This is a genomic window from Streptomyces sp. NPDC046215 (genome assembly GCF_040646215.1).
In the GTDB taxonomy this organism is placed as follows: domain Bacteria; phylum Actinomycetota; class Actinomycetes; order Streptomycetales; family Streptomycetaceae; genus Streptomyces; species Streptomyces stramineus.
In genome coordinates, this window is record NZ_JBEYZW010000121.1 from 1 (window position 1) to 18,514 (window position 18,514).

Below are 18,514 nucleotides of genomic sequence, written 5' to 3' on the forward strand. Positions count from 1 at the left end.
TACTTGATCGTCGCGATGACGTCGTCGACGGTCAGCACACCGGCGTCGAGGGGGGCGTCCGCACCGCGGCTGGAAGCCCGGATCGGCCGGGCCTTCGTGCTGCAGGGCGTTCAGGACCCACTGGGCGACGACCGGGTCCTTGGTCGCCTGGTCGTGCATGTAGAGGTCCAGGGGGCACTTGTCCTGGAGCACGATGTTGGTGACATGCTCCGCGGGGCCGGTCAGCAGGGCGCTGGTGTAGGGGACGACGATCTCGTCGTACTTGGTGGTGATCACCGTGTAGTCCGGTCCGGCCGGGGTCTCGGTGCCCTCGTTGAGCTTCTTCAGCAGGTCGGAGCCGTACTGCTGGTCCACGCAGGACGGGCAGATCGTCCAGCCGGCGGGGATGGCGAGCGGGTTCTTCGTGCCGTGGTTGGACGGGACGATGCCGACGAGGTCGTCGACCTTGTCCGCGCCGCCGAGGAACTTCACGTAGTAGCGCGGCAGCATGCCGCCCTGGCTGTGTCCGACGATGTCGACCTTCGCGGCCCCGGTGGCGCCGCGGACGGCCTCGACGAAGTCGCGCAGTTCGACGGCCGACTGCGGGATGGGGTCGGTCTCCAGGTGCCCGTAGTTGAAGGCGAAGACGCAGTAGCCCTCTTCCTTGAGCTTCGGGGAGAGCTTGGCCCAGTTCTCCGCCATCAGCTTGAAGGTGCCGTTGACCAGGACGACGGGCTGCGGGTGGGCCGCGTCCGGCTTGCACGACCAGTCGTTGGCCCCGCGCGGCGGGATGTCGAGGACGGAGGCGGAGGCCGGGGCCGCGAGGCCGGTCAGTCCGAGGGTCGCGGCGGCCGCGGCGGCGAGCAGGAACCGGACTGTCTTGCGCATACGCATGGGGGGATTCCTTTGTGCACGGACTTTCGCCCGAACCGTGTTCGACATTGTCGACCAGTGATCGAAATGTTTCCGTGCGCATAAGGATGACGTCAAGAGCATGACTTCTTGCGTATGTCACACGGGCCGGGGCTTGTCGCCCCGGCCCGCGGTGGTGTTGGCTGCTCACTTGAGCTCTGTGTCGCTCAGTGACTCCGGCCGTGCGCGGTGCCGCTGTCCGCCAGGTCCCCGGCCTCGTGCGGTGCGCCTCCGTAGCCCTCTTCCAGCTCCTGGCCGCGCAGCAGGAACCACGCCGCGACCGCCGTCGCCAGCAGTACCGCCGCGCCCACTCCGGCGGCGATCCGCAGGCCGTCGACGAAGGCTTCCTGTGCGGAGGCGAGCAGGGCCGCCCCGCGCTCGGCCGGCAGCTCGGCCGCCGCTTCGACGGCGCCGCCGAGCGAGTCGTGCGCCGCGTCGGCGGGGCCCGCGGGCACCCCCGCGGGGATGGTGAACCCGCGGTAGACGCCGGTGACGATCGAGCCGAGGAGCGCGATGCCCAGCGCCGCGCCGAGCTCGTAGGCCGTCTCCGAGACCGCCGAGGCCGCGCCCGCCTGCTCCTTGGGGACGCTGGAGAGGATCACATCGGCCGTGACGGTGAACGAGAAGCCCGCGCCGACGCCGACGATCAGCAGGGACGCGCCGAGGACCGGGTAGGCCGTGCCCGCGTGGAGCCAGACGAGGACCGCGAGCGCGACGCCGATCGCCGCGAGCCCGCCGGCCACCACCGACCGCACCGACCAGCGCCGGGCCGCGCGCCCGGCCAGCAGGCCGGCCGTCACCGCGCCGACGGCGGCGGGCAGCTCCGCGAGCCCGGCCTCCAGCGGGTCGCGGCCCTGGACCAGCTGGAGGAACTGCGAGAGGAAGAAGACCAGCCCGGACAGGCCGAGGACGGTCAGCAGATCGGCGAGGACCGCCCCGGAGAAGCCCCGGTGGTGGAAGAGGCGCATGTCCAGCAGCGGCTTGGGCAGCTTGAGCTGGCGCCGGACGAACCAGGTCAGCGCCAGCACACCGGCCACCCCGGCCAGCAGGAAGGACCAGCGGAAGCCGTACGCCGCCGCTTCCTTGACGGCGTAGACGATCGCCACGATGCCGATCATCGACAGGACGACGCTGAGCAGGTCCCAGGGGCCGGGCGCGGGATCGCGCGACTCGGGCAGCAGTTTGACGCCGACCACGACGAGCACGGCCATCACCGGCAGGTTGATCAGGAAGACCGACCCCCACCAGAAGTTCTGCAGCAGGACGCCGCCCACGACCGGGCCGACGGCCGCGCCGGCGGAGGCCATGGCGCCCCAGATGCCGATGGCGAGGCTGCGCTCCTTGGGGTCGTGGAAGAGGTTGCGGATCAGGGCGAGGGTGGACGGCATGAGGGTCGCGCCGGCCACGCCCAGCAGGGCCCGGGCCGCGATCATCATCTCGGCGCTGGTGGCGTAGGCGTTGAGCACCGACACGGCGCCGAAGGCCACCGCGCCGCACAGCAGCAGCTTCTTGCGGCCGATGCGGTCGCCGAGGCTGCCCATGGACACCAGGAGGCCGGCGATGACGAAGGAGTAGACGTCGCCGATCCACAGCAGCTGGGTGCCCGAGGGGCGCAGGTCCTCGCTGAGGAAGGGGGTGGCGAGGCCGAGAACGGTCGCGTCGACCGCGATGAGGAGGACGGCCAGCGCCAGGACGGCCAGCGCGAGCCAGCGTCCCGGGCGCGGGGCTTCCGGCTGCGGGCCGGGTGCGGTGCTTCTCACGGCTTCATCCTCCGCTCTGCGCCGCCGAGCAGCAGCTCGGCGACCATGCGGGTGCGGTCCCGGGCGGCCACCCGGCCGTCCTGCACGGCCCAGGCGCTGCAGCCGATCAGCCCGTAGAGCGCTTCGGTGAGCCAGGCGGAGGACAGGTCCAGCCGGAAGGCCCCCTCCTCCTGGCCGCGCTGGAAGAGGGCGGTGACCCGGGCGTCGAGCCGGTTCCAGCCCTCGTGGACGCCGCCTTCGTAGAGCTGGTTCTCGGTGAAGAGGAAGGCCATGATCCCGGCGACGGGCTCGGTGGTCGCGATCAGCCGGCGGACGGCCTCGGCCGCGTCGCCCTCCTCGGTCCGGGCCTCGTCCAGGGCGTGCTCGAACAGCTGGATGCCGTACTCCTCCAGGGCGCGGACGAGCGCGTCGCGGCCGGCGAAGTGGCGGTGGAGGGTGGCGCGGCTGATGCCGGCCGCCTTGGCGATCTCGTCCATGGACGCGGTCGCCTTGCGGGTGAGCAGGGCGGCGGCTTCTCTGAGGACATGGTGGGGGTCGACGCTCATGAGACGACACTAACCCGAATGAGACGATGATGTCTCATTGAATAGGTGGGGTGACTCGCCCCCCGCTCCCGGGTCCGGGCCGGTGGGCCGTCACTGGGCCGTCCGGGTGGCGCACGGTTCGGCCGCGCCCCGAAGGGGCGCGGGGAACCGCGCGACCAGCCACGACGCACCCGCAGGCGACGCGCCCCACGTCCAGCGGAGCGCTCAGTGCTTGGCGGAGGCCCACTCCCGCTGGACGGCCAGGTCGGCCTTGACCTCGCCGAGCTGGACCGCGACCGCCGACGGCGCCGTGCCGCCCCGGCCGCTGCGCGAGGCCAGCGCGCCGGGCACGTTCAGAACGGTGCGGACCTCGGGCGTCAGGTGCGCGGAGATCTCCGCGAACTGCTCGTCGGTGAGCTCCTCCAGCTCGATCCCCCGCGCCTCGCAGACCTTGACGCACTCCCCCGCGACCTCGTGCGCCACCCGGAACGGCACGCCCTGCCGCACCAGCCACTCCGCGATGTCGGTGGCCAGCGAGAACCCGGCGGGGGCCAGCTCCTCCATCCGTTCCCGGTGGACCGTGAGGGTCGCCATCATCCCGGTGAAGGCGGGGAGCAGGACCTCCAGTTGGTCGCAGGAGTCGAAGACCGGCTCCTTGTCCTCCTGGAGGTCCCGGTTGTAGGCCAGCGGCAGCGCCTTGAGCGTGGCCATCAGGCCCGTGAGGTTGCCGATGAGGCGGCCGGACTTGCCGCGCGCCAGCTCGGCGATGTCCGGGTTCTTCTTCTGCGGCATGATCGAGGAGCCGGTGGAGAAGGCGTCGTGGAGGGTGACGAAGGAGAACTCCTTCGTGTTCCAGATGATGACCTCCTCGGCGATCCGCGACAGGTTGACGCCGATCATCGCCGTGATGAAGGCGAACTCGGCGGCGAAGTCCCGCGAGGCCGTCCCGTCGATGGAGTTGCCCACCGAGCCCCGCTCGAATCCCAGGTCGGCGGCGACCGCCTCGGGGTCCAGCCCGAGGGAGGAGCCGGCGAGCGCGCCGGAGCCGTAGGGGGAGACGGCCGTGCGCTCGTCCCACTGCCGCAGCCGCTCGGCGTCCCGGGACAGAGCCTGCGCGTGCGCCAGCACGTGGTGGGCGAAGAGCACCGGCTGGGCGTGCTGGAGGTGCGTCCGGCCGGGCATGGCGACGTCGGCGTGCGCCTCGGCGAGGCCGACGAGGGCCTCCTGGAGCTCGGCGAGCAGCCCGCCGATGATCCGGGCGTGGTCGCGCAGGTACATCCGGAAGAGCGTGGCGACCTGGTCGTTGCGGGACCGGCCGGCGCGCAGCTTGCCGCCGAGGTCGGGTCCGAGCCGCTCCAGCAGCCCGCGCTCCAGGGCGGTGTGCACGTCCTCGTCGGCGACGGTGCCGGTGAAGGTGCCGGCGGCCACGTCGGCCTCCAGCAGCCCGAGACCTTCGATCATCCGCTGGAGCTCGTCGTCCGTCAGCAGCCCGGCCTTGTGCAGGACGCGCGCGTGGGCGCGGGAGCCCTCGATGTCGTAGGGGGCGAGCCGCCAGTCGAAGTGGACGGAGGCGGAGAGCCTGGCCAGCGCCTCGGCCGGGCCGTCGGCGAAACGGCCGCCCCAGAGCCGGACGTCGTCGGTGGTGCCGTTGCTCACTTGCGTGCTCCTCGTGGATGGTGGTGGGGCGGCCGGCAGCCGGTCGGTCAGGCCAGGTCGCGCTTGGCGGCGATCTTCGAGGACAGGCCGAAGATCTCGATGAAGCCCTTCGACATGGACTGGTCGAAAGTGTCGCCGGTGTCGTAGGTGGCGAGGTGGAAGTCGTAGAGCGACTGCGGGGACCGCCGGCCGGTGACGACGGCCCGGCCGCCGTGCAGGGTCATCCGGATGTCACCGGTGACGTGCTCGTTGGCCTCGGCGATGAAGCCGTCCAGGGCCCGCTTGAGCGGGGAGAACCACAGGCCGTCGTAGACCAGCTCGGCCCACCGCTGCTCGACCTGCCGCTTGTACCGGGCCAGCTCGCGCTCGACGGTGACGGCCTCCAGCTCCTGGTGGGCGGTGATCAGCGCGATCGCGCCGGGCGCCTCGTAGATCTCCCGGGACTTGATGCCCACCAGCCGGTCCTCGACCATGTCGAGCCGGCCGACGCCCTGCGCCCCGGCCCGTTCGTTGAGCTGCCGGATCGCCTGGAGCACGGTGACGGGCGTGCCGTCGATCGCGACGGGGACGCCCTGCTCGAAGGAGATGACCACCTCGTCGGCCTCCCGGGGGACGGCCGGGTCGGCGGTGTAGTCGTAGACGTCCTCGATCGGGGCGTTCCAGATGTCCTCCAGGAAGCCGGTCTCCACAGCTCGCCCGAAGACGTTCTGGTCGATGGAGTACGGCGACTTCTTGGTCGTCGCGATGGGGAGGCTCTTGGCCTCGCAGAAGGCGATGGCCTTGTCCCGGGTCATGGCGTAGTCCCGGACCGGGGCGATGCAGGTGAGCTCGGGGGCGAGGGAGGAGATGCCGGCCTCGAACCGCACCTGGTCGTTGCCCTTGCCGGTGCAGCCGTGGGCGACGGTGGTCGCGCCGTGCTTCTTCGCGGCGGCGACGAGGTGCTTGACGATCGTCGGCCGGGAGAGGGCCGAGACGAGCGGGTAGCGGTCCATGTAGAGGGCGTTGGCCTTGATCGCGGGGAGGCAGTACTCCTCGGCGAACTCATCCCTGGCGTCCGCCACCTCGGCTTCCACCGCACCGCAGGCGAGCGCGCGCTTGCGGATGACGTCCAGATCCTCGCCGCCCTGGCCGACGTCCACCGCGACGGCGATGACCTCGGCGCCCGTCTCCTCGGCGATCCAGCCGATGGCGACGGAGGTGTCCAGACCGCCGGAGTAGGCGAGTACGACGCGCTCGGTCACGGGGTTCTCCTTACGGTGCGGGGCGCTGCGCTCTCATGCGCTGCTAGGCATAATTATGCAGTGCAGCGTATGTTTCGTCAATGACGCGTGAGGGTGAACCGTTGCCGGGCGGGCAGCGCCATGACGTCCGACGATGCAACCATCCGGGTGCCCGACCAGGGGAGGTTGCCCACCGAGCCGAAGAACGACTCGTACGACTCCTGCGAGGAGTACAAGTACGGCGACACCATCGCCTTCCAGCTCCGCGTCGGCAGCAGCATCGAGATTCCCACGCACACGTTCAAGCGCCGCGACTGACCGCTCACCGACCCCCGGATTTGGATCACGGACCGGAACAGGATATTTTCTTTCTGTACGCCCCACCGGGAAGAAATCCCCGGAGGGAGACGGCACCGGGACGTGGCGCAGCTTGGTAGCGCACTTGACTGGGGGTCAAGGGGTCGCAGGTTCAAATCCTGTCGTCCCGACGGTGCGGTAAGGGCTGAGCGCCCCAGAGGTCTTCCTCTGGGGCGCTCAGTCGTATCTTCGCTCCTTCACCTGACCCCGCGGCGCCCCCGCGCCGGTTTCCGGGCGGGGGCGCCGCGGGTTCAGCCTTCCTTCTGGGCCAGCCTCAGCAGGTGGTCGGCCAGCGCCTGGCCGCCCTTGGGGTCACGGCTGATGAGCATCACCGTGTCGTCGCCCGCGATCGTGCCGATGATCTCGTGGACGCCCGCCTGGTCGATCGCCGAGGCGAAGAACTGGGCGGCCCCCGGCGGGGTGCGCAGCACCACGAGGTTGGCCGACGCCTCCGCCGAGATCAGCAGCTCGGCCGCCAGCCGGCCCATCCTGGCCTCGGTCGCCGACTCCCCCAGGGGGGCCCGGGGGGTGCGGTCGCCCCCCTCCGAGGGCACGGCGTAGATCAGCTCGCCCCCGGTGTTGCGGATCTTGACGGCGCCCAGTTCGTCGAGGTCGCGCGAGAGCGTCGCCTGGGTGACGGACAGGCCGTCGTCGGCGAGCAGCTTCGCGAGCTGGCTCTGGGACCGCACCGGCTGGCGGCCGAGGATGTCGACGATCCGGCGGTGGCGGGCGGTGCGGGTCTGCGGTACGGCCTGTCCGCCGTGGAACGGCTCGGGCTCCTGCGCCTCGGTCATCGTCTCGTCAGTCTCCGCATCGTCGTTCCCTGTGGCCCCGTCGGCCTCCTACGCGCCCTCGCTCGCAGCGGCGGCGTCCAGCACGCCGGGCAGCGCCCGGAGGAACGTTTCCACCTCATCTTCGGTGATGATCAGCGGAGGGGCCAGCCGCACCACGTGGGGTGCGACCGTGTTCACCAGGAGCCCGGCGTCCTGTGCAGCTTCCTGCACCTTCGGTGCGAGGGGTTCGCCTAGGACAATACCCAGCAGCAGGCCCGTGCCACGGACGTGGTCGACCAGGGGGTGGCCGAGCGCCTCGATCCCGTCACGCAGCCGCTCGCCCGTGCGCTTGACCCCCTGGAGGATCCCGTCGGCTGCAAGGGTGTCCAGGACGGCCAGCCCGGCAGCGCACGCGACGGGGTTCCCGCCGAACGTCGAGCCGTGCTGACCGGGTGTCAGCAGGTCGGCGGCGGCCCCGAAGGCCAGGGTCGCGCCGATCGGCAGCCCGCCGCCCAGGCCCTTGGCCAGGGTGACGACATCGGGCTCGACGCCCTGCGCCTGGTGCTCGAACCAGTGGCCGGTGCGGCCGATACCTGTCTGGATCTCGTCCAGGACGAGGAGGGTCTCGGTGGCCCGGGTGATCTCGCGGGCGGCCGCCAGGTAGCCGGGCGGGGGCACCAGGACGCCGTTCTCCCCCTGGATCGGCTCCAGAATCACGAGCGCGGTCTCGGTGGTGACGGCGGCGCGCAGGGCGTCGGCGTCCCCGTACGGGACGTGGGTGACCTCGCCGGGCAGCGGCAGGAACGGGTCCCGCTTGGCCGGCTGGCCGGTCAGGGCGAGGGCGCCCATGGTGCGGCCGTGGAAGCCGCCGGACGCGGCGACCATGTGCGTTCGGCCCGTCAGCCGTCCGATCTTGAAGGCGGCCTCGACCGCCTCCGCGCCGGAGTTGGCGAAGTAGACGCGCCCGGGCCGCCCGGCGAGCCGGAGCAGCCGTTCGGCGAGGGCGACGGTGGGCTCGGCGGTGAAGAGGTTGGAGACGTGGCCGAGGGTGGCCACCTGCTCCGAGACGGCCTGGACGACGGCGGGGTGCGCGTGGCCGAGGGCGTTGACGGCGATGCCGCCCACGAAGTCGAGGTAGGCGTTGCCGTCGGCGTCCCAGACCGTGCTGGCCTCGCCGCGCACCAGGGGCAGCCGGGGGGTGCCGTAGTTGTCCATCAGGGCGCCCTGCCAGCGCCGGGTGAGTTCGGCGTTGCTCACGGTGTGTCTCCCTGGTCCGCGTCCGGCACGACCATCGTGCCGATGCCTTCGTCCGTGAAGATCTCCAGCAGGATCGCGTGCTGGACCCGCCCGTCTATGACGCGGGCGGTGCGGACGCCGTTGCGCACGGCGTACAGGCACCCCTCCATCTTGGGCACCATGCCGCTGGCCAGGTCGGGCAGCAGCGCCTCCAGCTCGTGCGCGGTGAGCTGGCTGATGACGTCGTCACTGTGGGGCCAGTCCGCGTAGAGGCCCTCGACGTCGGTGAGGACCATCAGTGTCTCGGCGCCGAGCGCGGCGGCCAGGGCCGCGGCGGCGGTGTCGGCGTTGACGTTGTAGACGTGGGTGTCGTCGGCGCTGCGGGCCACCGAGGAGATCACCGGGATCCGGCCGTCGTCCAGCAGGGCCTGGATCGCCCCGGTGTCGACGGCGGAGACGTCCCCGACCCGGCCGAGGTCGACGCGCTCGCCGTCGATCTCGGCGTAGTGCTTGGTCGCGGTCATGGTGTGGGCGTCCTCGCCGGTCATGCCGACGGCCAGCGGGCCGTGCCGGTTGAGCAGCCCGACGAGTTCGCGCTGCACCTGGCCGGCGAGGACCATCCGGACGACGTCCATCGCCTCGGGGGTGGTCACCCGCAGCCCGGCCTTGAACTCCGAGACCAGGCCCATCCGGTCGAGCTGGGCGCTGATCTGCGGGCCACCGCCGTGCACGACGACCGGGCGCAGGCCGGCGTGGCGCAGGAAGACGACGTCCTGGGCGAAGGCGGACTTCAGCTCCTCGTCCACCATGGCGTTGCCGCCGAACTTGATGACGACGGTCTTGCCGTGGTGGCGCGTCAGCCAGGGCAGCGCCTCGATGAGGGTGCGGGCCTTGGGCAGGGCGGTGTGCTTGCGGGCGGCCCGGGGGGTCGCGGCGGCGGGTGCCCGCGGGGGCACGTCGGGAATCTTCGTCATGAGGAGTACGCGCTGTTCTCGTGGACGTAGTCGGCGGTGAGGTCGTTGGCCCAGATGGTGGCGGACTCGGTGCCCTCGGCCAGGTCGGCGGTGATCCGGACCTCCCGGTAGCGCATGTCGACGAGGTCGCGGTCGTCCCCGACGGAGCCGTCGCGGCAGACCCAGACGCCGTTGATCGCGACGTTGAGCCGGTCCGGGTCGAAGGCGGCGGAGGTGGTGCCGATGGCGGAGAGCACCCGGCCCCAGTTGGGGTCCTCGCCGTGGATGGCGCACTTGAGGAGGTTGTTGCGGGCCAGGGAGCGGCCCACCTCCACGGCGTCGTCCTCGGTCGCCGCGCCGACGACCTCGATGCGGATGTCCTTCGAGGCACCCTCGGCGTCCCCGATGAGCTGGCGGGCGAGGTCGTCGCACACCGTCCGCACGGCCTCGGCGAACTCCGCCTCGTCGGGGACGGTCCCGGAGGCGCCGGAGGCGAGCAGCAGCACGGTGTCGTTGGTGGACATGCAGCCGTCGGAGTCGACCCGGTCGAAGGTCGTGCGGGTCGCGGCGCGCAGCGCCCGGTCGAGGGCCGCCGCGTCGGCGTCGGCGTCGGTGGTGAGGACGACGAGCATGGTGGCCAGGCCTGGGGCGAGCATGCCCGCGCCCTTGGCCATGCCGCCGACGGTCCAGCCGGCGGCGCTCTGGGCCACGGCGGTCTTGTGGACGGTGTCGGTGGTCTTGATGGCGATGGCGGCCTTCTCGCCGCCGTGCGCGGAGAGTTCCGCGGCGGCCTTCTCGATGCCCGGCAGCAGCTTGTCCATCGGCAGGTAGACACCGATGAGGCCGGTGGAGGCGACGGCGATCTCGCCCGCGCTGCCGCCCAGCACCGCCGCCGCCTTCTCGGCGGTGGCGTGGGTGTCCTGGAAGCCGCGCGGCCCGGTGCAGGCGTTGGCGCCGCCGGAGTTGAGGACGACGGCCGAGATCTGCCCGCCCTTGACGACCTGCTCGGACCACAGGACGGGGGCGGCCTTGACGCGGTTGGCGGTGAAGACGCCGGCGGCGGCCAGGCGGGGGCCTTCGTTGACCACGAGGGCGAGGTCGGGGCCGCCGCTCTCCTTGATCCCGGCGGCGATGCCCGCCGCCGTGAATCCCTTTGCTGCGGTGACGCTCACTGTGACTCCTCGGTGGCTGCCCCGCCCGCGCGGCGCGGCGGGAGGGGGTCGGTCGTGGTCTGCCGGGTGCCGGCGGGGCCGGCGGGGTTCTCGCACGGCATCAGGCGCGCGAGGACGGTGACGAAGGCGCGGCGGACGCTCATGGCGCCACCCCGGTGGCCGGCAGCCCCAGCTCCTCGGGGAGGCCGAGGGCGATGTTCATGCTCTGCACCGCGCCGCCGGCGGTGCCCTTGGTGAGGTTGTCGATCGCGGCGACGACGACGATCCGGCCGGCCGCGGGGTCGAGGGCGACCTGCACCAGGGCGGCGTTCGAGCCGGTCACGGCGCCGGTGGCGGGCCACTGCCCCTCGGGCAGCAGGTGGACGAACGGCTCGTCGCCGAACGCCTTCCCGTACACCTCGCGCAGGCCCTGCGCCGTGACGCCGGGGCGGGCCTTGGCGCTGCAGGTGGCGAGGATGCCCCGGGGCATGGGCGCCAGGGTGGGGGTGAAGGAGACGGTGACGGGCTCCCCCGCGGCGGCGGAGAGGTTCTGGATCATCTCGGGCGTGTGCCGGTGGACGCCGCCGACGCCGTAGGGGGTCATGGAGCCCATGACCTCGCTGCCGAGCAGGTGCGGCTTCGGCGCCTTGCCGGCGCCGGAGGTGCCGGACGCGGCGACGATCACGGCCTCCGGCTCGGCGAGCCCGGCCGCGTAGGCGGGGGCGAGCGCGAGCGTGACGGCGGTGGGGAAGCACCCGGGGACGGCTATCCGCCGGCTCCCGCGCAGCGCCTCCCGGCCGCCGGGCAGCTCGGGCAGCCCGTAGGGCCAGGTGCCGGCGTGCGGTGAGCCGTAAAAGCGCTCCCACTCCCCCGCGTCCGAGAGCCGGAAGTCCGCCCCGCAGTCGACGATCAGCACGCCGTCGCCGAGCGCCTCGGCGACGGCCGCGGACTGCCCGTGGGGCAGGGCGAGGAAGACGACGTCGTGCCCGGCGAGCACCTCGGGGGTGGTCTCCTGGAGCACCCGGTCGGCGAGCGGCACCAGGTGCGGCTGCACCGCGCCCAGGCGCTGACCGGCGTTGGAGTTCGCCGTGAGCGCGCCGATGCGCACCTCGGGGTGGGTGAGGAGCAGGCGCAGCACTTCGCCGCCCGCGTACCCACTCGCTCCTGCCACTGCCGCTCGTACAGCCATCGGGCCCCTCCTGATCGATGGCATGACTATACGAAGCGATGAAGTTTTATGCAATGACGATCTGGTGGTCGGTCGGCTGTGGGGAGCGCGCGGGCCCGGGAATGCGCGACGGCCGGGGTGCGAGAGGAGAATGGGAAGCGGGTTGGGCCCGGGCCGGGGACCCAGGAGGTGGATCATGGGACAGGCACGTGAGGTCATGGACCGGCTCACCGAGGCACTGACGAGCGCCCGCGACCCCGGGGGCGTCGCGGCCTGCTTCGCCGAGGACGCGGTCGCCGTCACTCCGGACGCCGGGGAGCTCCGAGGCCGCGACGCCGTCGTCGCGTACTTCGCCCAGCTGACGGAGATGATTCCGCGGGCGTCGTTCGAATCGCTGCGGGCGTACGAGGTCGATGACACGGCTGTCGACGAGGGCATCTTCGGCGGCCGCAATACCGGGCCGATCACCCTGCCCACCGGCGAGACACTCCCGGCGACCCAGCGGGAGGTCCGGGTGCGAGGCTGCGACCTGGCCACCGTGCGGGACGGGGTCATCGTCAGCTACCGGCTCTACTTCGACCAGGCGGAACTCTTCGGCCAGCTGGGGCTGATGCCGGGGGGCGGGGCTTGAGCCGCGCCCTGACGGGGTGCCGCGCATGGCCGGCTGCCGGCAGAGCGTCGACTGCGGGCCGCCGTTGCCGCCTGGCCGCCTGCGGCGGCGAGGCGGGGCCTGCCGGCGGTTCGTCGGCTGCGGGCCGTCCTTGCCGCCTGCGGCGGCGGGCGCCCTGCGGGCGCGTCCTCAAGCGCCGGACGGGCTGGTAGTGGCTGAGCTCAGCTGCCACCACCTCCGCGACCCGCAGGCGATATAGGACCTGCCGCGCCCTAGATGGTTCCTAGCATCGGGCACCCCACCCGGACGGCCCATCCGCCGGCGGGTACGGATCACCCATCCCCCCTTCCCCGCACAGGAGGACCCGTGAAGATCGCTGTTCTCGGAACGGGCGCCGGCGCCCGCTGCCACGCCGCCAAGCTCACCGAGCTCGGCCACCAGGTCACCGTCGGCACCCGGGACCCCGAGATCACCCTGGCCCGGACCGAGCCCGACATGATGGGAACGGCGCCGTACTCGGCGTTCGCGGCCGAGCACCCCGGCATCCCCCTGACCACCTTCGCCGTCGCCGCGGCGGCGGGCGAGCTGGTCATCAACGGCATCGACGGCGCCAACGCCGTGCGCGCCCTCGGCGCCGTCGGCGCGGACGCCCTGGCCGGCAAGACCCTCATCGACTACGCCGTCCCCTACCTCTACCAGCACGAGTCCGAGCACCCGTGGCCCACCCCGTGGGGGGTGATGCCGGTGCTGGACCCGGTCGACACCGACAGCCTCGGCGAGCGGATCCAGCGGGCCCTGCCGGGCACCAAGGTCGTCAAGGCGTTCGTCACCCAGGAGCAGGAGACCGTCGTCGACCCCGCGCGGGTCGGGGGCGGCGACCACACGATGTTCGTCGCGGGCGACCACGCCGACGCCAAGGCCACCGCCACCGAGCTGCTGCGCGCCTACGGGTGGCGCGACGTCCTCGACCTCGGCCCGCTCACGGCGGCCCGCGGCATGGAGATGTACGCCCACATGCACATGGCGATCGGCCTCGCCCTCGACTGCCGGCCCTTCGGCGTCAAGGTCGTCCGCTGACCCCGCGGGGCGACGCCGACCCCGCACACCGACACCGACCAGGAAGAGACGATCACCATGACCCCCACCCCCACCGCCCAGGTGAAGTGCGCCGCCTTCTGGGGCCACGACGGCAAGGCGCTCGCCGCGTTCTACGCCGACGCCCTGGGCTGGAAGGTCACCCAGACCTTCGGCGACGCCGCCGCGATGATCAGCGACGGCACCACGACGTACGTCTTCTACACCGCCGAGTCGTTCACGGCCCCGAACTGGCCGGAGGATGAGCTCGTCTTCCACCTCGACCTGGCCTTCGACGACGTGGCGGCCGCCGAACAGCGGCTGCTCTCGCTGGGCGCCACCAAGCCGGACCACCAGCCGGGCGGCGAGCACTGGACCGTGCTGCTCGACCCCTCCGGGCAGCCCTTCTGCATCAGCGCCATCGGCCGTTAACACCGGGGGCGAGCAAGGGGCCCCACACCCTTGACCCACCCACGGGGAATGGATGAACCCTATAAATCCCGAGCGCAGGAATCCGTTGATCATGACACCGATCCGCGGCAAAACGCTTGGCAGAGTGGAGGACGAGTCAACTCCCCTCGCGAGAGCTCACTGAGGGAAGTTGTATCTCCACTACAAAGGGGGTCATCCAGTGCATGTGACAGACAACAGCGGTGACGTGGTGGTCACCGGCCTCGGGGCCACGACGCCGCTCGGCGGGGACGCCGTCTCGACCTGGGCGGCGATGCTGGCCGGGGAGTCGGGGATCGGGGCGATCGAGGAGGAGTGGGCGGCCGATCTGCCCGTGCGGATCGCGGGCCGGCTCAAGGTCGAGCCGGCCGGGGCACTGGACCGCGTACAGGCCCGTCGCATGGACCGGTGCGAGCAGATCGCGCTCGTCGCGGCCCGCGAGGCGTGGGCGGACGCGGCGGGGCCGGACGTGGATCCGGAGCGGCTGGCCGTCGTCATCGGCACCGGGACCGGAGGTGTCCTGACCCTGCTCGGCCAGGACGACATCCTGGAGAGCTCCGGGGTGCGGCGCGTTTCGCCCCATACGGTCCCGATGCTGATGGCGAACGGCCCGGCCGCCTGGGTCAGCATCGAGCTCGGCGCCCGGGGCGGCGCCCACACCCCGGTCAGCGCCTGCGCCTCCGGCGCGGAGGCCATCGCCATGGGCCTGGACCTGATCCGGCTCGGCCGGGCCGACGTGGTCGTGGCGGGCGGCGCCGAAGCCTGTGTGCACCCGCTGCCGCTGGCCGGGTTCGCGCAGGCCAGGGCACACTCCACCCGCAACGACGCCCCGGAGCGGGCCTCCCGGCCGTTCGACGCCGGCCGCGACGGATTCGTCATCGGCGAAGGGGCCGCCGTGGTCGTCCTGGAGCGCGCCGCGTTCGCCGCCGCCCGCGGGGCCCGTGTCCACGCCGCGCTCGCGGGGGCCGGGGTCACCTCGGACGCGTACCACATCACCGCCTCGCACCCGGAGGGCCAGATCCGCGCGATGCGCCTGGCACTGTCCTCGGCCGGGCTGTCCCCGCTCGACGTCGGGCACGTCCACGCCCACGCGACGTCCACGCCCCTGGGCGATCTCGTCGAGGCCCGGTCGGTCGCCGAGGCCGTCGGCACCCATCCGGCCGTCACCGCCACCAAGTCGATGACCGGCCACCTCTTCGGGGCGGCCGGGGCGCTCGGCGCGCTGGCCGCGATCTGCGCCGTCCGGGACGGCGTCATCCCCGCGACGCGGAACCTGGAGGTCCTGGATCCGGAGGTGAAGCTCGACGTCGTCGCGGGCGCGCCGCGCCGGGGCCCGCTCCGGGCGGCGCTGACGAACGCGTTCGGCTTCGGCGGCCACAACGCCTCCCTCGTGTTCACCTCCGCCCCCTGAACCGGGCGCCGGGGCGGCCGCGCGGGAAACGCCCGGCCGCCCCGGCCGACGCACCGTCCACCTCCGGGATTATTTCGTTCGCATTTTTCCTGTTCTGCCGTAATGATCACTGCATGGCACGAACTTTTGACCACCTGGTGGCCGAGGCCGAGTCCGTCTCCGTGGCCGGCTGGGACTTCTCCTGGCTGGACGGCCGGGCCACCGAGCAACGCCCCTCCTGGGGATACCAGCGCACCATGAGCGAGCGGCTGGCCCGCGCGTCCGCCGCCCTCGACATCCAGACCGGCGGCGGGGAGGTCCTCGCCGGTGCCGCGAAGCTGCCCCCGCTGATGGTCGCCACCGAGTCCTGGCCGCCGAACGTCGCCAAGGCGACGCGGCTGCTGCACCCGCTCGGCGCCGTCGTCGTGGCGGACGAGGACGAGCCGCCCCTGCCGTTCGCGGACGCCGCCTTCGACCTGGTGACCAGCCGCCACCCGGTCACCGTCTGGTGGGACGAGATCGCCCGGGTGCTGCGGCCCGGCGGCACCTACCTCGCCCAGCACGTCGGCCCGGCCAGCGTCTTCGAGCTCGTCGAGTACTTCCTCGGGCCACAGCCCGAAGAGGTCCGGCGCGCCCGCCACCCCGACGACGCCCGCCGGGACGCGGCGGCGGCCGGGCTGGACGTCGTGGACCTGCGGTCCGAGTCCCTGCGGATCGAGTTCTCCGACATCGGCGCGGTGATCTACTTCCTGCGCAAGGTGATCTGGATGGTCCCCGGCTTCACCGTCGAGCGGTACCGCGACCGGCTGCGGGAGCTGCACGACCGGATCCAGGCCGAAGGGCCCTTCGTCGCGCACTCCGCCCGCTTCCTGATCGAGGCCCGCAAACCGGCCTGAGCCGGGGCCCGCGGCGCGTCCGTGCCGCGCCGCGGGCGCCTGCCGCCTCAGGCGAGCGCGACCAGATCCAGGTAGCCCGCGTCCCACAGGTCCTCGGTGCCGTCGGGCAGCACCAGGACCCGGTCCGGGCGCAGCGCCTCGATGGCACCCTCGTCGTGCGTGACCATCACCAGGGCTCCCGGGTAGGCGCCGACCGCCCCGAGCACCTCGCCGCGCGAGGCCGGGTCGAGGTTGTTCGTCGGCTCGTCCAGGAGCAGCACGTTGGCCGCCGAGTGGACCAGCCCGGCCAGCGCCAGGCGGGTCTTCTCGCCGCCGGAGAGGACCCCGGCCGGCTTGTCGGCGTCGTCGCCGGTGAAGAGGAATGAGCCCAGGACGCCGCGGGCCTCGCCGTCCGTGAGGTGCGGCGCGGCGGCGGCCAGGTTCTGCCGCACCGTGCGGGCCGGATCGAGCGTGTCGTGCTCCTGGGCGAAGTAGCCCAGGCGCAGCCCGTGGCCGCGCACCACCCGGCCGGAGTCGGGGCGTTCGCGCCCGGCGAGGATGCGCAGCAGCGTCGTCTTGCCGGCGCCGTTGAGCCCGAGGACCACCAGGCGGCTTCCCCGGTCGACGGCCAGGTCCACCCCGGTCAGCACCCGGCGGGTGCCGTAGGACTTGGCCAGGGCGACGGCTCCGAGCGGTGTCCTGCCGCAGGGCGCCGGCTCGGGCAGCCGGATGCGGGCGGTCCGCTCGGTGCGGCGGGCCGGTTCGAGGTCGGCGAGCATGCGGTCGGCCCGCCGGGTCATGTTCTTCGCGGCGACGGCGGTCGCGACGTGCGAGCGCATCTTCTCCGCCTGGGTGCGCAGGGCCGCCGCCTTGCGTTCGGCGTTGGCGCGCTCGCGGACGCGGCGCCGCTCGTCGGTCTCCCGCTGGGCGAGGTAGGCGTGCCAGCCGGTGTTGTGCACGTCGATCGTCGCGCGGTGCGGGTCGAGGTGGAAGACGCGGTTGACGGTGTCGGCGAGCAGGCCCGTGTCGTGACTGATCATCACCAGGCCGCCCCGGTGGTTCATCAGGAAGGTGCGGAGCCAGGTGACCGCGTCGGCGTCCAGGTGGTTGGTGGGCTCGTCCAGCAGGAGCGTGTCGTGGTCGGCGAAGAGGACGCGGGCCAGCTCGACGCGGCGCCGCTGACCGCCGGACAGCTCACCGACCGGGCGGCCCATGGCCGACTGCGGCAGGCCCACACCGGCGGCGACCCGCGCGGCCTCCGCCTCGGCGGCGTAACCGCCGCGGGCGGTGAAATCGGCCTCGGCGCGGGCGTACGCGCGCATCGCCCGCTCCTGGGCGGCGGGACCGGCGGCCCCGGCCATCGCCGTCTCGGCCGCGCGCAGCGCGCGGACCGCGCGGTCCAGGCCGCGGGCGGAGAGGATCCGGTCGGTGACGGTGCGGGCGGGGTCGGCGGCGCCGGGGTCCTGCGACAGGTGGCCGAGGGAGCCGGTGACGGTGACCGAACCGGCGGCAGGCCGGCCCTCGCCGGCCAGGATCTTCATGAGGGTGGTCTTGCCCGCGCCGTTGCGGCCCACGAGGCCGATGCGGTCGCCGGGGGCCACGTGGAAGGAGACGTCGGACAGCAGGAGGCGGGCGCCGACGCGGACGTCGGCACCACGAAGGGTGATCATGGGAATACGCTCCGAGAAAGCTTTTGGACACACGTGTGGCGTGGAAGCGGTGTCCTGAGCTAGGAGATACGGGGCGTAGACATACGGGCAGGGTAACGGGGCCCGCCGGACGGACGCAGCTGATTTTCGGGCGGGGGCCGCCCTGCGGCACGGTCGCGGGGTCTCGTCGCAGGAGGTGGGACGGGCGGGCTGTCGCCGGCGAAGCGGCGTCGCGTCAGCTCTGCCTGCCGGCCCCGGCCCCCTCAGTGGCCGCCTTGGAGGCGCTCCAGCTCCCGGCGGTCCCGCTTCGTCGGGCGCCCGGCACCACGGTCACGAACGGCGATCACGGCCACCTCCTCGCGCGGCGGAGGCGGCGGGCTGTTGTCGACGTAACACTCCGCGGCGACCGGCGCGCCGACCCGCTTGCGGACGAGCCGCGAGACGACGACGACCCGCTCGCGGCCGCCGAGGCGCACCCGTACCTCGTCGCCCGCCTTCACGGCCTGGGCCGGCTTGACGCGTTCGCCGTTGATCCGCACGTGGCCGGCCCGGCAGGCCGTGGCGGCCGCCGAGCGGGTCTTCGTGAGCCGCACGGACCAGATCCAGCTGTCGACCCGCACGGTCCCTTCGTCTGAAGCCATGCCGCGAGTTTAGGGGGTGTCGGGGTGCGCCACCGCTGCGCGCGCTCGTCATTGCCGCCTGCGGCGGCGGGCGCCCTGCGGGCGCGTCCTCAATCGCCGGACGGGCTATTCAGCCCGTCCGGCGATTGAGGACACA

General features: G+C 72.8%; 19 protein-coding genes and 1 tRNA gene. 7 read left to right on the plus strand and 13 right to left on the minus strand.

Annotated elements, in window-relative coordinates; translation table 11 throughout:
* The 5 genes from ABZ951_RS31380 to ABZ951_RS31400 all read right to left on the minus strand — a co-directional run.
* The coding region (locus ABZ951_RS31380) for an alpha/beta fold hydrolase (protein ID WP_361281418.1) at positions 1–873 on the minus strand (873 nt) is incomplete at its 3' end.
* Between the two features lie 185 nt (positions 874–1,058).
* Positions 1,059–2,651, minus strand: coding sequence for an MFS transporter (locus tag ABZ951_RS31385; RefSeq protein WP_344093184.1), 1,593 nt, complete (start codon positions 2,649–2,651; stop codon positions 1,059–1,061).
* Positions 2,648–3,196, minus strand: coding sequence for a helix-turn-helix domain-containing protein (locus ABZ951_RS31390; RefSeq protein WP_344093187.1), 549 nt, complete (start codon positions 3,194–3,196; stop codon positions 2,648–2,650). Before ABZ951_RS31390 ends, ABZ951_RS31385 begins: the two co-directional genes overlap by 4 nt.
* 204 nt (positions 3,197–3,400) lie before the next feature.
* Positions 3,401–4,831 carry an argininosuccinate lyase gene (gene argH / locus ABZ951_RS31395; RefSeq protein WP_344093189.1) on the minus strand — a complete coding sequence of 477 codons (1,431 nt, stop codon included), beginning with the start codon at positions 4,829–4,831 and terminating at the stop codon, positions 3,401–3,403.
* 47 nt (positions 4,832–4,878) lie between these two features.
* Positions 4,879–6,072, minus strand: coding sequence for an argininosuccinate synthase (locus ABZ951_RS31400; protein WP_344093191.1), 1,194 nt, complete (start codon positions 6,070–6,072; stop codon positions 4,879–4,881).
* Positions 6,073–6,192: 120 nt separating this feature from the next.
* Between ABZ951_RS31400 and ABZ951_RS31405 the strand changes: the two genes are divergently transcribed.
* Together ABZ951_RS31405 and ABZ951_RS31410 are read left to right on the plus strand one after the other, a co-directional pair.
* The gene (locus ABZ951_RS31405) at positions 6,193–6,369 is read left to right on the plus strand and encodes a hypothetical protein (RefSeq protein ID WP_344093194.1); all 177 of its coding nucleotides are present in this window, start codon (positions 6,193–6,195) and stop codon (positions 6,367–6,369) included.
* A 96-nt stretch (positions 6,370–6,465) separates the two neighbouring features.
* A tRNA-Pro gene (locus ABZ951_RS31410) sits at positions 6,466–6,539 on the plus strand.
* A 120-nt stretch (positions 6,540–6,659) separates the two neighbouring features.
* Here the strand turns inward: ABZ951_RS31410 and ABZ951_RS31415 are convergent.
* Genes ABZ951_RS31415 through argC form a run of 6 tightly spaced genes read right to left on the minus strand, consistent with a single transcriptional unit; the run spans position 6,660 to position 11,710 of the window.
* A complete protein-coding gene (locus tag ABZ951_RS31415; RefSeq protein WP_184733618.1) occupies positions 6,660–7,202 on the minus strand; it encodes an arginine repressor in 543 nt (180 codons plus the stop codon).
* A gap of 48 nt (positions 7,203–7,250) precedes the next feature.
* Positions 7,251–8,438, minus strand: coding sequence for an acetylornithine transaminase (locus tag ABZ951_RS31420; RefSeq protein ID WP_344093199.1), 1,188 nt, complete (start codon positions 8,436–8,438; stop codon positions 7,251–7,253).
* Positions 8,435–9,391 carry an acetylglutamate kinase gene (argB, locus tag ABZ951_RS31425; protein WP_344093201.1) on the minus strand — a complete coding sequence of 319 codons (957 nt, stop codon included), beginning with the start codon at positions 9,389–9,391 and terminating at the stop codon, positions 8,435–8,437. The genes ABZ951_RS31420 and argB overlap by 4 nt, the downstream gene beginning before the upstream one ends.
* Positions 9,388–10,542, minus strand: a complete 1,155-nt coding sequence (gene argJ / locus ABZ951_RS31430) for a bifunctional glutamate N-acetyltransferase/amino-acid acetyltransferase ArgJ (RefSeq protein ID WP_344093203.1) — start codon at positions 10,540–10,542, stop codon at positions 9,388–9,390. Before argJ ends, argB begins: the two co-directional genes overlap by 4 nt.
* A complete protein-coding gene (locus tag ABZ951_RS31435) occupies positions 10,539–10,685 on the minus strand; it encodes a hypothetical protein (RefSeq protein WP_344093205.1) in 147 nt (48 codons plus the stop codon). Before ABZ951_RS31435 ends, argJ begins: the two co-directional genes overlap by 4 nt.
* Positions 10,682–11,710, minus strand: coding sequence for an N-acetyl-gamma-glutamyl-phosphate reductase (gene argC / locus ABZ951_RS31440; RefSeq protein WP_344093207.1), 1,029 nt, complete (start codon positions 11,708–11,710; stop codon positions 10,682–10,684). The genes ABZ951_RS31435 and argC overlap by 4 nt, the downstream gene beginning before the upstream one ends.
* Before the next feature lie 175 nt (positions 11,711–11,885).
* Between argC and ABZ951_RS31445 the strand changes: the two genes are divergently transcribed.
* The 5 genes from ABZ951_RS31445 to ABZ951_RS31465 all read left to right on the plus strand — a co-directional run bounded on the left by ABZ951_RS31445 (position 11,886) and on the right by ABZ951_RS31465 (position 16,109).
* Positions 11,886–12,320, plus strand: coding sequence for a nuclear transport factor 2 family protein (locus ABZ951_RS31445; protein ID WP_344093209.1), 435 nt, complete (start codon positions 11,886–11,888; stop codon positions 12,318–12,320).
* Positions 12,321–12,665: 345 nt separating this feature from the next.
* Complete coding sequence (locus tag ABZ951_RS31450) at positions 12,666–13,376, plus strand: NAD(P)-binding domain-containing protein (protein ID WP_344093211.1); 711 nt, start codon at positions 12,666–12,668, stop codon at positions 13,374–13,376.
* Between the two features lie 57 nt (positions 13,377–13,433).
* On the plus strand, positions 13,434–13,805 hold the full coding sequence (locus ABZ951_RS31455; protein WP_344093214.1) for a VOC family protein: 372 nt from the start codon (positions 13,434–13,436) through the stop codon (positions 13,803–13,805).
* 205 nt (positions 13,806–14,010) lie between these two features.
* Positions 14,011–15,234, plus strand: coding sequence for a beta-ketoacyl-[acyl-carrier-protein] synthase family protein (locus tag ABZ951_RS31460; RefSeq protein ID WP_344093216.1), 1,224 nt, complete (start codon positions 14,011–14,013; stop codon positions 15,232–15,234).
* A gap of 113 nt (positions 15,235–15,347) precedes the next feature.
* Positions 15,348–16,109: a class I SAM-dependent methyltransferase gene (locus ABZ951_RS31465; protein WP_344093218.1), complete on the plus strand. Its 762-nt coding sequence runs from the start codon at positions 15,348–15,350 to the stop codon at positions 16,107–16,109.
* Positions 16,110–16,156: 47 nt separating this feature from the next.
* On the opposite strand, the gene ABZ951_RS31470 is transcribed toward ABZ951_RS31465, so the two are convergent.
* Positions 16,157–17,758 carry an ABC-F family ATP-binding cassette domain-containing protein gene (locus ABZ951_RS31470; protein WP_344093221.1) on the minus strand — a complete coding sequence of 534 codons (1,602 nt, stop codon included), beginning with the start codon at positions 17,756–17,758 and terminating at the stop codon, positions 16,157–16,159.
* A 242-nt stretch (positions 17,759–18,000) separates the two neighbouring features.
* A complete protein-coding gene (locus ABZ951_RS31475) occupies positions 18,001–18,378 on the minus strand; it encodes an RNA-binding S4 domain-containing protein (RefSeq protein ID WP_344093223.1) in 378 nt (125 codons plus the stop codon).
* Between the last annotated feature and the right edge of the window lie 136 nt (positions 18,379–18,514).

What these genes read in the sequence shown, in the direction of transcription:
- ABZ951_RS31465 (WP_344093218.1), top strand. Translation starts at nt 15,348, where the DNA reads ATGGCACGAACTTTTGACCACCTGGTGGCCGAGGCCGAGTCCGTCTCC.
- argC (WP_344093207.1), bottom strand. Translation starts at nt 11,710, where the DNA reads ATGGCTGTACGAGCGGCAGTGGCAGGAGCGAGTGGGTACGCGGGCGGC.
- ABZ951_RS31470 (WP_344093221.1), bottom strand. Translation starts at nt 17,758, where the DNA reads ATGATCACCCTTCGTGGTGCCGACGTCCGCGTCGGCGCCCGCCTCCTG.
- ABZ951_RS31435 (WP_344093205.1), bottom strand. Translation starts at nt 10,685, where the DNA reads ATGAGCGTCCGCCGCGCCTTCGTCACCGTCCTCGCGCGCCTGATGCCG.
- ABZ951_RS31390 (WP_344093187.1), bottom strand. Translation starts at nt 3,196, where the DNA reads ATGAGCGTCGACCCCCACCATGTCCTCAGAGAAGCCGCCGCCCTGCTC.
- ABZ951_RS31415 (WP_184733618.1), bottom strand. Translation starts at nt 7,202, where the DNA reads ATGACCGAGGCGCAGGAGCCCGAGCCGTTCCACGGCGGACAGGCCGTA.
- ABZ951_RS31455 (WP_344093214.1), top strand. Translation starts at nt 13,434, where the DNA reads ATGACCCCCACCCCCACCGCCCAGGTGAAGTGCGCCGCCTTCTGGGGC.
- argB (WP_344093201.1), bottom strand. Translation starts at nt 9,391, where the DNA reads ATGACGAAGATTCCCGACGTGCCCCCGCGGGCACCCGCCGCCGCGACC.
- ABZ951_RS31405 (WP_344093194.1), top strand. Translation starts at nt 6,193, where the DNA reads ATGACGTCCGACGATGCAACCATCCGGGTGCCCGACCAGGGGAGGTTG.
- ABZ951_RS31445 (WP_344093209.1), top strand. Translation starts at nt 11,886, where the DNA reads ATGGGACAGGCACGTGAGGTCATGGACCGGCTCACCGAGGCACTGACG.
- ABZ951_RS31475 (WP_344093223.1), bottom strand. Translation starts at nt 18,378, where the DNA reads ATGGCTTCAGACGAAGGGACCGTGCGGGTCGACAGCTGGATCTGGTCC.